We start from the raw sequence: 11,375 nt of genomic DNA, 5'->3' as shown, positions 1-11,375 counted from the left end.
CGATTACTTCATGGTGGGAATGACGAACTCCGCGCCATCCTTGATGCCCGACGGCCACCGCTCGGTGACGGTCTTGACCTTGGTGTAGAACTGGATCGACGCCGGTCCGTGCTGGTTGAGATCGCCGAAGCCGGAGCGCTTCCAGCCACCGAAGGTGTGGTAGGCCACCGGAACCGGAATCGGCACGTTGACGCCGACCATGCCGACCTGTACGCGCGAGACGAAATCGCGGGCGGCGTCGCCGTCGCGGGTGAAGATCGCGACGCCGTTGCCGTACTCGTGCTTGGTCGGAAGGCTCAGTGCCTCTTCGTAATCGGCGGCCCGGACGATGCACAGCACCGGGCCGAAGATTTCGTCGGTGTAGATCGACATGTCGGTGGTGACGTGGTCGAAGAGCGTGGGGCCGATGAAGAAGCCCTTCGAGAGGTCCTGGTCGTCGAAGGTGAGTTCGTCGGTGGCGCGTTCGCGGCCGTCGACCACCAGATCGGCGCCGGATTCCACGCCCTGGCCGATGTAGTCGCGCACCCGATCCAGCGCGGCGCCGGTGACCAGCGGACCGTAGTCGGCTTTCGGGTCGAGGCTGTGGCCGACGCGAAGCTGGTTGACCCTCTCCACCAGCCGGTTGCGCAGGCGGTTGGCGGTCTCTTCGCCCACCGGTACCGCGACGCTGATCGCCATGCAGCGCTCACCGGCGCTGCCGTAGCCCGCCCCGATCAGCGCGTCGACGGCCTGGTCGAGGTCGGCGTCGGGCATCACGATCATGTGGTTCTTCGCGCCGCCGAAGCACTGGCTGCGCTTCCCGTTGGCCGCGGCGGTGGAGTAGATGTACTGCGCGATGTCCGAGGACCCGACGAAGCCGATGGCCTGGATGTCGGGGTGGGTGAGGATCGCGTCGACGGCCTCTTTGTCGCCCTGCACGACCTGGAAGACGCCCGCGGGCAGGCCGGCCTCGAGGAACAGCTCGGCCAGGCGCACCGGCACCGACGGGTCGCGCTCCGAGGGCTTGAGGATGAACGCGTTTCCGCACGCGAGCGCCGGACCCGCCTTCCACAGCGGGATCATCGCGGGGAAGTTGAACGGGGTGATGCCTGCCACGACGCCGAGGGGCTGGCGGATCGAGTAGACGTCGATGCCGCCGCCGGCGCCCTCGGTGAACTCCCCCTTGAGCAGGTGCGGGATGCCGATGGCGAACTCGATGACCTCGACGCCGCGCTGGATGTCGCCCTTGGAGTCGGGGACGGTCTTGCCGTGTTCGAGGGACAGCAGCTCGGCCAGCTCGTCGACGTTCTGGTTGACCAGGTCGATGAACTTCATCATCACGCGGGCGCGGCGCTGCGGGTTCCACGCGGCCCACTCCTTCTGCGCCTCGACCGCGGAGGCGACGGCGGTGTCGACGTCGGCTTTCGAGGCGAGCACGACCTCGGCCTGCACCTCGCCGGTGCTGGGATTCAGCACGCCGGCGGTGCGGGTGGATGCCAGCTCGCTGCGCTTGCCGTCGATGAAGTGGGGGATCCGTGTGGACATGAGCCGGCCTTCCAGAAGGTACTGAGTGAAGATACTTGGATATCCTAGTAATGCGCCTCGCGGCTCCGCAAGGTCGATTTTCCTGGACAGAAGGGCTTTCAGCGCTGCCGGAGTGCGTCGACGAACGCCTGCGTCTGCTCCCAGGTGGGAAGCAGGCCGCCGGCGCGTGCCTGCTCGAGGGTGAGGGCGTCACGGTCGCGGTCGGACAGGATCAGCTCCCGGCCTGGAAGCCACGATCGCCATTCGATGCCGAGCGCCGGATCGAGCGGGCTGACGGTGTGTTCGCGGGTCGGGTCGTAGCCGGCCGAACACAGGTAGGCGACCGTCGAATCGTCGCGCAGCGCGAGGAAGGCGTGGCCGAGCCCTTCGGAGAGATACACCGCACGATGCGAGCTGTCGTCGAGCGTGACGGCATCCCAGGCGCCGAACGTCGGGGACCCCACCCGGATGTCGACGACGACGTCGACGACCGAACCACGCACGCACGTCACGTATTTGGCCTGGCTGGGCGGCAGCTGGGCGAAGTGCACGCCGCGCAGCACCCCGGCCTTCGACACCGAGCAGTTGGCCTGCCGCAGGTCCAGCCGGTGCCCGGTCGCCGCGGTGAACGACGCGTCGGTGAACCACTCGAAGAAGGCGCCGCGCGAATCCGCGTGCACCACAGGGGTGATCTCCCACGCACCCGCGACGCCGAGCTCACGCGTCTTCACTGTCGGCGCTCCTCATATGTCGTCTCCACCGCGTCTTTGAGCGGCCCCCACCAGGATTGGTTCTCGCGATACCACGCGATCGTGTCGCGCAGCCCGGTTTCGAAATCGGTGCGCGCCGGCTGCCAGCCGAGCTCGTCGCGCAGGGGAGTCGCGTCGATGGCGTAGCGCAGATCGTGGCCCGCCCGGTCGACGACGTGATCGAAGTCGTCGGGGGAGCGGTCCATCAACCGCAGGATCATCCGCATCACGGACAAATTGTCCCGTTCACCGTCGGCGCCGATCAGGTACGTGCGACCGATCGCCCCGTGCGACAGGATCCGCCACACCGCGCTGTTGTGGTCGTCGACGTGGATCCAGTCGCGGACGTTGGCGCCGGTGCCGTACAGCTTGGGCCGCCGTCCGGTCAGCACGTTGGTGATCTGGCGCGGGATGAACTTCTCCACGTGCTGGAACGGGCCGTAGTTGTTCGAGCAGTTCGACAGCGTCGCCGCGACCCCATAGGAGCGCACCCACGCCCGCACCAGCAGGTCGGCGGCGGCCTTGGTCGACGAATACGGACTCGACGGGTTGTAGGGCGTCGACTCGGTGAACCGCCCGGGATCGCCGAGGGCCAGGTCGCCGTACACCTCGTCCGTCGAAATATGGTGCAGGCGAACCGCTTTGGAGGAGGATGCGTGCCGGACCGCCTCCAGGATCGTGAACGTTCCCAGCACGTTGGAGTGGACGAACGGTTCGGGGTCGGCCAGCGCGTTGTCGACGTGGGTCTCGGCGGCGAAGTGCACCACTGCGTCCGAGTCGGCGACGAGCTTGCCGACCACGGCGCCGTCGGTGATGTCGCCTTCGACCAGCCGTATCGCAGAATCGACATCGGCGAGCGCTTCGCGGCTACCCGCGTAGGTCAGCGAATCCAGCACGGTGACGCGGACATCGGGACGTTCTCGCACCGCGTTCCGGACGAAGTTGGCGCCGATGAAGCCGGCACCGCCGGTGACCAGCAACCGCATGAGGACAGACCCTATCGAGTGCAGGTGGGTCTGGAACCGCACGCCCTGTGATCACACCTTGAGCGGCCCCGCCAGCTCCTCCAGCGTCGACAGCAGTTCGTCATCTCCGCCGAGCACCTGGATCGCGACGTGGTCCGCACCCGCGGCCAGGTGTTCGGACAGGCGCGCCGCGATCTGCTCCGGTGAGCCGTACGCGACGACCGCGTCGATGAACCGGTCGCTGCCGGGCCGCACCAGGTCCTCTTCGGTGAATCCGAGCCGCTTCCAGCTGTTCACGTAGTTCGACAGGCCCAAATAGAAGTCGACGGTCTCGCGGCCGATCTCGCGGGCCTTTTCCGCGTCGTTGGTCAGCACCACCTTGTGCTCGGGCGCGATGAACACAGTCGGCCCCAGCTGTTCGCGCGCCTGGCCGGTGTGCACCGGTGTCGTCAGGTATGGGTGCGCACCGGCGCTGCGCTGGGCAGACAACTGCAGCACCTGGGGGCCCAGCGCCGCCACGACCCGCCTGCTGGTCGGCACCTTCTTCGCGTCGAGTTTGTCGAGGTAGTCGACCAGCGCCTGATAGGGCTTCGTGTACTCCTGGGTGTGCTCTGGATGTCCGACGCCGACGCCCAGAAGGAATCGGCCGGGGAACGCCTTCTCGATGCGGTGGTAGGACTCCGCCACCTCGTCGGCGTCCGCCGTCCAGATGTTGACGATGCCGGTGGCCACCTGCAGCGTCTCGGTCTTCTCCAGAATCGGCTCGACGAACGCGAGATCAGCGGCGGGTGAGGCGCCGACCCACACCGTCCCGTACCCCAGCTTCTCGATCTCGACGGCCTGCTCGGGCGAGACCGGCTTCCCCGTCCACACCCCGAATCGGCCCTGCGCGGGCTTGAGCGACGGCCCCTCGGAGTTGATCTCACCCTCGGTCATCGTGTCGATCCCTTCAGTTCGTCGATCCGGTCAGTCCCAGCGGCTCTGCGAGCTCGGCCAGCGCGGGCACCAGCTTGTCGCTTCCGGTGAGCACCTGCACGGGCACGTGGTCGGCGCCGGCGTCGAGGTGCTCTCGGAGCCGGGCCGCGATGGCGTCGACGGTGCCGTAGGCCACGACGGCGTCCACCAGACGGTCACTACCCGGTTTTGCCAGGTCTTGATCACTGAAGCCGAGGCGTTTCCAGGAGTTCAGGTAGTTGGCCAGGTTGAGATAGACGTCGAGGGCTTTGCGCCCGACCTCGCGTGCCCTGTCGGGATCGGTGGTCAGCACCACCTTGTGTTCGGGCGCGAGGAACGCCTCGGGCCCGAGCAGTTCGCGGGCCATGGCGGTGTGCTCGGGCGTCGTCAGGTACGGGTGTGCGCCTGCCGAGCGCTTGGCCGACAGCGTGAGAACCTGCGGGCCGAGCGCGGCCACGACGCGGCGTCCGCGGGGGACGCCGTATTCGTCGAGCTTGTCGAGGTAGTCGCGCAGTGCGTCGATGGGCTTGCGGTATTCCTGATGGGCCTCGGGATGGCCGACGCCGATGCCGAGCAGGAATCGGCCGGGGTGCGCGGTCTCGATCCGATGGAACGATTCGGCGACCGGTCCCGCCGCGGCGGTCCAGATGTTCACGATGCCGGTCGCGACCGTGAGCGTGGTGGTCGCGTCGAGGAGGGGCTCGACCCAGTCGAGTTCCGCGGGCGGCGAGCCGCCGACCCACACCGCGCCGTAGCCCAGCGCCTCGATCTCTCTGGCCTGCTGCGGGGTGACCCCGAGGCCGAACGATCCGAACGTGCCCAGATCGGGCTTGACGTCACTCACCGACGACGTAGTTCTCCGGGGCGGGCGCTTCGAGTGGTAGGCAGACGCTGAACGTGGTGCGGCCGGGCTGCGACTGCACCGACAGGTTGCCGTGGTGCTTTTCGACGATGATCCGCCAGGCGAGGTCCAGGCCCAGGCCGGTGCCCTCACCGAACGGTTTGGTCGTGAAAAACGGCGTGAAGATGCGTTCGATGATGTCTTCGGGGATGCCCGGCCCGTCGTCTTCGATCTCGACCCGGATGGTGTCCTCGTTCTCGCGCATGGTCCGCAGCGTCAGCGTGCCCTCGCCGCCCATGGCCTGGATGGCGTTGTCGATGATGTTCGTCCACACCTGATTGAGATCGCCTGGGTAGCAGAGCAATTGGGGCAGGGTCTTGTCGCAGTCCTTGACGAGTTTGATCGGGTTGTTCTTGCCGATCTTGTCGCCGAACATCATCAGCGTGCTGTGCAGCAGCTCATGCACGTCGGCGCTCTGGTAGGGCGCACGGTCCATCTGCGAGTACTGCTTGGCGCCGGCCAGCAGCGCCGAGATGCGCTTGGAGGCTTCGGCGATCTGGTTCATCAGCAGCTCGTTGTCGATCGTGTACTTCAGCCAGCCGATCGCGCCCGGCAGTGTCGCCGAGCAGTCGACGTCGTCCACCGAGGCCTCGACGCGCTCCAGCCAGTCGACGTCGAGACCCGCCTCCACGAACGTCGGTGCGTAGTCCCATGCGGACGAGATGCCGTGGTCTTCGAGCCAGTCGCCGATCTGGTCCTCGCGGTCGGAGGTCTCCAACGCGGTCAACTCCTGGCCTTTGGACTTGGCCACCTGCTCGGCGACTTCGTCCTGGATGCTCACCAGCACGCGCAGCGCTTCGGGGGTGAACTTGCCGTCGGCGAGCATCGCGAGCTTGTGCCGCATCTTGCCGACGCCCTCCCGCAGGTCGGCCACGGCGCGGGCGGTGGCACCCGCCGGGTTGTTGAGCTGGTGGGTCAAGCCCGCCGACAGCTGGCCGAGGGCCAGCAGCTTCTCGCGGGTGTCGATGATCTGGCGCTGCCGCATACCGCCGACCATGTGCCCCTCCAGCAGGTGCACCGCCATCGGGAACTCTTTCTGCATGAATGCGGCGAACGCCGCCGCGTCGAGCACGAAGAACCGCGACGGGCGGGTGACGCGTACAGAGGCCTGGTACGTCTTCTCCTCGCCGGGCACGTAGGCCGACCATGCACCGCAGTACACGCCGCGCTGCGACGTCCGGTTGGTCTCGAGGTCGACCCCGCCGGAGCGTTTCGACATCACCAGCTCACCGTCGATCAGGACGTAGAAGCACGTCGCCGGATCGCCCTCGGTGCAGATCGGACCCGGCTCGTAGGTGGCGATGTGGCCGTTGTCGCAGAGCGTCTCCAACTGCTCATCGGTCAGCTTCTCGAACAGGAACAACGTCCGAAGCTCGGAGGGCAGGCACTTTTCGCCCATGGCGGATCCTTCCTATGGCCTGTCGTCGGCGGACGCTCGCGGGTTCTGGGCAGCCAGTAACGGCAGTGCAGTAATGAAACGCGTGTCGCCGGGGATTGATTCCACCCACAGGCTGCCGAGGTGCTGGTCGACGATCCGGGCGGCGATGTCGAGGCCGAGCCCGGTGCCGTCCCCGAACGGCTTGGTGGTGAAGAACGGGTCGAAGACGCGCGCCAGCACGTCGTCGGGAATTCCTGCGCCGGTGTCGCACACCTCGACGCGCACCATGTCGCGTTCACGGCGGGTGCGCAACGTGAGCACGCCCTCGTCGGTGCCCAGAGCGTCAAGCGCGTTGTTGATCAGATTTGTCCAGACCTGATTGAGCTCGGCCGGATAGCACGGCAGCTGGGGCAACCCGAGGTCGAACTCGCGGACCACCGACACGTTCGGGCCGAGCCGGTGCGAGAGCATCGCCAGCGTCGCCTCCAGCAGCTCGTGGACATCGGCGACGTCGAACGGTGCGCGGTCGAGCTGGGTGTACTGCTTGGCCTGACCGACGAGTGTCGAGATGCGTTTCGTGGCGTCGGTGATCTCGGTGAGCAGCAGCTCGGTCTCGGCGGTGCTCGCGAGCCAGCGGATCACGGGCGTCAATCCGTTCCGATCAGGCCCGCAGCACGGCGAGGTCGAGATCCGCTCCATCCAGTCGATGTCCAGGCCCGCCTCGGCGAAGATCGCGGCGTGATCCCAGGCGCCCTCGACACCGTGGTCCTCCAGCCATCGGCCGAGCGCCTCCTCCAGGTCGGACTTCTCCACCGAGGTGAGGTCTCCGGGCTTGCCCGCGAGTTCGGCAACCCGGTCCTGAAGTTCGACGAGCGAGTCCATCGCGTCAGGCGCCACCGCCGACGGCAGTTCCGCGCGACGGTGCCGCATACCGGCGATCTGGGTGCGCAGCCCGTTGGCGGCCCTCACCGCGGCGGCCGCGGGGTTGTTCAGCTCGTGGGTGAGCCCCGCGGTCATCTGACCCAGCTGCACCAGTCGGTCGTGGGGGCCCAGGATCCGGCGCTGATGGAACCGGCCGTGCGAATGCCCGACGAGCAGGTGGGTGGCCATCGTGAAATCGCGGACCAGAAGGTTCCCGAGCGTGGTCGCCGGTATCGCGAGCACGCGCGACGGCCGGGTCAGGGTGGCGGTGTTCTCGTAGGTGGTCTCCTCGTCGAGCAGGAATGCCGACCACGCGCCGAAGTACGAGCCGGGCGTGGCCGCCCGCCAGATGTCGATGTCCCTGGTGCCGGACCGCTTCGACAAGGCCACCTCGCCGTCGAGCAACACGTAGAAGTATTCGGCCGGCTCGCCTTCCCGGCACAGCTCGCCCGCGGGGTAGGTCTCGACCCAACCGTCGGCGCACAGCGTCATCAGCTGCGCGTCGGTCAGGCCCTCGAAGATGAAGAGCCCGCGTAGTTCGTCGAGATCACACGTCGACACGATGTTCTACGTCTCGGCCAGGTACCTGTGCACGAGCATCACCGCCATCGAACCTTCGCCGACCGCGGCGGCGACCCGCTTGGCCGACTCCGCCCGGACGTCCCCGGCGACGAAGACCCCGGGAACGCTGGACTCCAGATGGTGCGGCGGCCGCTCGAGCGTCCATCCGCTGACATCCCGCAGGTCCGGCCCGGACAGGATGAACCCGTGGTCGTCGCGGACGACGACGCCGTCGAGCCAGTCCGTGCGCGGCTCGGCGCCGATGAAGATGAACATCCGTCCGCAGTTGTGCTCCTCGCGCTCACCCGTCTGTGTGTTCTCCAGGCAGATGCCCTCCAGGTGGCCGTCGCCCTTGACCGCGTGCACGACGGTGTTCGGGAGCTCCCTGATGTTGTCCTGGGCCCGGATCTGCTGGATCAGGTAGTGCGACATCGAATCTTCGAGCGTGCGCCGGATGACGATGTTGACCGTCTTGGCGGTCCGCGACAGGTACATCGCGGCCTGTCCTGCCGAGTTCGCGCCGCCGATGACGTAGACCTCGTCGTCGTCGCAGTCCGACGCCACCGATGCGGTGGCGCCGTAGTAGACCCCGGCGCCGGTGAGCCCGTCGCACCCTTCGGCTTCCAGTTGCCGGTATTCGACGCCCATCGCCAGGATCACCGCGCGGGTGCCGATGGTGCGGCCGTCGGACAGATGGATGGTGCGGGCGTTGCCGTCGACCTCGAGCTTGGTCACCTCGGCCGCCGTGATCAGTTCGGCCTCGAACTTCTCGGCCTGCCTACGAGCGCGCTCGGCCAACTGGGCCCCCGACAGTCCGTCCGGGAAGCCCAGGTAGTTCTCGATGCGGGAGCTCTGCCCCGCCTGACCGCCGGTTGCGGTGCGCTCGATGAGCACGGTCTTGAGGCCTTCGGAAGCGCCGTACACCGCGGCGGCCAGGCCGGCGGGCCCGCCGCCGATGACGACCAGGTCGTAGAAGTTCTCCGACGGCGTCGTCGTCAGACCAAGGGTGGCGCCGAGTTCGGCGTCGGTCGGGTCGACGAGCGTCTCGCCCTGCTCGGTGATGATGACCGGCAGCGTCAGGCCGTCCTGGCCCGCGGCCTCCAGCAGTTGGGCGCCCTTGGTCTCGTCGGAGCGGAACCACGTGTAGTACAGCCGGTTTCGCGCCAGGAACTCACGCACCTCTGACGAACGGGCATTCCATGGGTGCCCGATGATCTTGGTGTGCGGAATCGCCCGGTCGCCGGTGGAGCGCCACGCATCCAGTAGCGCGTCGATGACGGGGTAGAGCTTCTCCTCCGGCGGGTCCCACGGCTTGAGCAGGTAGTGGTCGAGGTCGACGACGTTGATCGCGTCGATCGCGGCGTGCGTGTCGGCGTAGGCGGTGAGCAGCACGCGGCGGGCCATCGGGAAGATGTCCATCGCGGCTTCGAGGAACTCGATGCCGCTCATCTGCGGCATCCGGTAGTCGGCGACGAACACCGCGACCGTCTCGCCGCGCAGCTTCAGTTCGGTCAACGTCTCCAGCGCGTCGGGGCCCGATTCCGCGCGGACGATGCGGTGCTTGTCGCCGTAGTGGCGGCGCAGGTCGCGGGCCACGGCGCGCGACACCGCGGGATCGTCGTCGACGGTCAAGATCACGGGTTTGCGGGGCTGGTGCTCAGGTCCAGTCATCACCACAAGTATGCGCACGTTGTCCAGCGGAAAAGCGGTGAGGACGAGTAAGGACTTTCGCCCCTATTCGGCCGTGTCGGCGCTCCGTAGCGTCGCGGGTGTCGGATTGACGGCCGCGCTGCACCGTCCGGGGAGGGGCCGGGGAGAGATCGGGGAGATCGAGGCGGCGCGGCCGTCAACTCCGTCGCGGCGGCACCACCTGTGCGGGGGCGAACGACCAGCGTCTTCGGCGATTTTGGGGCTGCCCGCCGAAAGAGTATGATCGATCAACGGTGCGGCTTCCGCGCCGACTTTTTGCGTGCCCCATCTCCGAGCCCCGTTTCAGGGGAATTCCCCGGATCCGGCCCACGTTGTCAAGTCGGATCGAAGGCTGCTCCGAGCAGGCCAGCAAGCCGGGTACGAAACGAAAGCAAGGATCGTTACAGAGTATGGCCAAAAAAGACGGTGCCATAGAGGTCGAGGGTCGTGTCGTCGAACCCCTGCCCAATGCGATGTTCCGCATTGAGCTGGAGAACGGACACAAGGTCCTCGCCCACATCAGCGGCAAGATGCGGCAGCACTACATCCGCATCCTCCCCGAGGACCGGGTCGTGGTGGAGCTCTCGCCCTACGACCTGTCCCGCGGCCGCATCGTCTACCGCTACAAGTAGTCCCCCGAAGACCCGAGAACAAGACCGAGAAGAAGGATCGACCAGCCGTGAAGGTGAACCCGAGCGTCAAGCCGATCTGCGACAAGTGCAGGGTGATTCGCCGGCACGGGCGGGTCATGGTCATCTGCTCCGACCCCCGCCACAAGCAGCGGCAAGGCTAAAAGCCCAGCCAGCAGTACCGACAACTGAATGATGAACTCCCAGCACCACTGAGGGCACAGGGCCCTCTAACACGCCCGGCACGGAGGCCGGGCCCCGACAAGAGTTTCGGGAACGGGCTGGGATCAGACCTCCGCAGAAAAGAAGGAATGGCACACGTGGCCCGTCTCATGGGTGTGGACCTCCCGCGCGACAAGCGCATGGAGATCGCACTGACCTACATCTACGGCATCGGCCGTACCCGCTCCCAGGAGATCCTGGAAGCCACCGGCATCAGCCGGGAACTGCGCACCAAGGACCTCACCGACGATCAGGTGACCCAGCTGCGCGACTACATCGAGGGCAACCTCAAGGTGGAAGGCGATCTGCGCCGCGAGGTGCAGGCCGACATCCGCCGCAAGATCGAGATCGGCTGCTACCAGGGCCTGCGGCACCGTCGCGGATTGCCGGTGCGTGGCCAGCGGACCAAGACCAACGCGCGCACCCGCAAGGGGCCGAAGCGCACCATCGCCGGCAAGAAGAAGGCCAGGTAACCCCGGATGGCACAGGCAAAGAAGGGCGCCCCCAAGAAGGGGCAGAAGACCCGTCGCAGGGAAAAGAAGAACGTCCCGCACGGCGCCGCCCACATCAAGAGCACGTTCAACAACACGATCGTGTCGATCACCGATCCCCAGGGCAACGTCATCGCCTGGGCATCCTCGGGACACGTCGGCTTCAAGGGGTCGCGTAAGTCCACTCCGTTCGCCGCGCAGCTGGCCGCCGAGAACGCTGCCCGCAAGGCGCAGGAGCACGGCGTCAAGAAGGTCGACGTCTTCGTGAAGGGCCCGGGTTCGGGTCGTGAGACCGCCATCCGCTCGCTGCAGGCCGCAGGCCTCGAGGTGGGCGCGATTTCCGACGTCACGCCGCAGCCGCACAACGGTTGCCGTCCGCCCAAGCGGCGCCGGGTCTAGGGAGGATCTAGAA

At 67.1% G+C, this 11,375-nt stretch carries 12 protein-coding genes; 4 read left to right on the top strand and 8 right to left on the bottom strand.

Annotation, left to right across the window (positions count from 1 at the left end):
• Nucleotides 1-3: 3 nt before the first annotated feature.
• The 8 genes from ACAG24_RS08245 to ACAG24_RS08210 all read right to left on the bottom strand — a co-directional run bounded on the left by ACAG24_RS08245 (nucleotide 4) and on the right by ACAG24_RS08210 (nucleotide 9,603).
• A complete protein-coding gene (locus ACAG24_RS08245) occupies nucleotides 4-1,524 on the bottom strand; it encodes a CoA-acylating methylmalonate-semialdehyde dehydrogenase (RefSeq protein WP_370472300.1) in 1,521 nt (506 codons plus the stop codon).
• A 98-nt stretch (nucleotides 1,525-1,622) separates the two neighbouring features.
• Entirely contained in the window at nucleotides 1,623-2,234 is a 612-nt protein-coding gene (locus tag ACAG24_RS08240; RefSeq protein WP_370472301.1) for a dTDP-4-dehydrorhamnose 3,5-epimerase family protein, read from the bottom strand.
• Nucleotides 2,231-3,238, bottom strand: coding sequence for a dTDP-glucose 4,6-dehydratase (gene rfbB / locus ACAG24_RS08235; RefSeq protein ID WP_370472302.1), 1,008 nt, complete (start codon nucleotides 3,236-3,238; stop codon nucleotides 2,231-2,233). Before rfbB ends, ACAG24_RS08240 begins: the two co-directional genes overlap by 4 nt.
• Nucleotides 3,239-3,289: 51 nt before the next feature.
• Nucleotides 3,290-4,153: an LLM class F420-dependent oxidoreductase gene (locus ACAG24_RS08230; protein WP_370472303.1), complete on the bottom strand. Its 864-nt coding sequence runs from the start codon at nucleotides 4,151-4,153 to the stop codon at nucleotides 3,290-3,292.
• Nucleotides 4,154-4,166: 13 nt separating this feature from the next.
• Nucleotides 4,167-5,015, bottom strand: a complete 849-nt coding sequence (locus ACAG24_RS08225) for an LLM class F420-dependent oxidoreductase (RefSeq protein WP_370472304.1) — start codon at nucleotides 5,013-5,015, stop codon at nucleotides 4,167-4,169.
• Nucleotides 5,008-6,471, bottom strand: coding sequence for an ATP-binding protein (locus tag ACAG24_RS08220; RefSeq protein ID WP_370472305.1), 1,464 nt, complete (start codon nucleotides 6,469-6,471; stop codon nucleotides 5,008-5,010). Before ACAG24_RS08220 ends, ACAG24_RS08225 begins: the two co-directional genes overlap by 8 nt.
• Nucleotides 6,472-6,483: 12 nt before the next feature.
• Nucleotides 6,484-7,935: an ATP-binding protein gene (locus ACAG24_RS08215; RefSeq protein ID WP_370472639.1), complete on the bottom strand. Its 1,452-nt coding sequence runs from the start codon at nucleotides 7,933-7,935 to the stop codon at nucleotides 6,484-6,486.
• A 3-nt stretch (nucleotides 7,936-7,938) separates the two neighbouring features.
• On the bottom strand, nucleotides 7,939-9,603 hold the full coding sequence (locus ACAG24_RS08210; protein ID WP_370472306.1) for an NAD(P)/FAD-dependent oxidoreductase: 1,665 nt from the start codon (nucleotides 9,601-9,603) through the stop codon (nucleotides 7,939-7,941).
• 428 nt (nucleotides 9,604-10,031) lie between these two features.
• Here ACAG24_RS08210 and infA point away from each other — a divergent pair, with 428 nt between their 5' ends.
• From infA to rpsK, 4 genes are all read left to right on the top strand, one after another.
• Nucleotides 10,032-10,253 (top strand): translation initiation factor IF-1, encoded by a 222-nt coding sequence (gene infA, locus ACAG24_RS08205; RefSeq protein ID WP_003418601.1) that lies wholly within the window; start codon nucleotides 10,032-10,034, stop codon nucleotides 10,251-10,253.
• A gap of 47 nt (nucleotides 10,254-10,300) precedes the next feature.
• Nucleotides 10,301-10,414 (top strand): 50S ribosomal protein L36, encoded by a 114-nt coding sequence (rpmJ, locus tag ACAG24_RS08200; protein WP_003879483.1) that lies wholly within the window; start codon nucleotides 10,301-10,303, stop codon nucleotides 10,412-10,414.
• Nucleotides 10,415-10,570: 156 nt separating this feature from the next.
• A complete protein-coding gene (gene rpsM / locus ACAG24_RS08195; RefSeq protein WP_024446246.1) occupies nucleotides 10,571-10,945 on the top strand; it encodes a 30S ribosomal protein S13 in 375 nt (124 codons plus the stop codon).
• Nucleotides 10,946-10,951: 6 nt separating this feature from the next.
• The gene (rpsK, locus tag ACAG24_RS08190) at nucleotides 10,952-11,362 is read left to right on the top strand and encodes a 30S ribosomal protein S11 (RefSeq protein WP_260757419.1); all 411 of its coding nucleotides are present in this window, start codon (nucleotides 10,952-10,954) and stop codon (nucleotides 11,360-11,362) included.
• Nucleotides 11,363-11,375: the final 13 nt, after the last annotated feature.

This window comes from Mycobacterium bulgaricum, from assembly GCF_041287165.2.
In the GTDB taxonomy this organism is placed as follows: domain Bacteria; phylum Actinomycetota; class Actinomycetes; order Mycobacteriales; family Mycobacteriaceae; genus Mycobacterium; species Mycobacterium bulgaricum.
The sequence above is the reverse complement of the archived record's forward strand: the minus strand, read 5'-3'. Positions and strand labels throughout refer to the sequence as shown.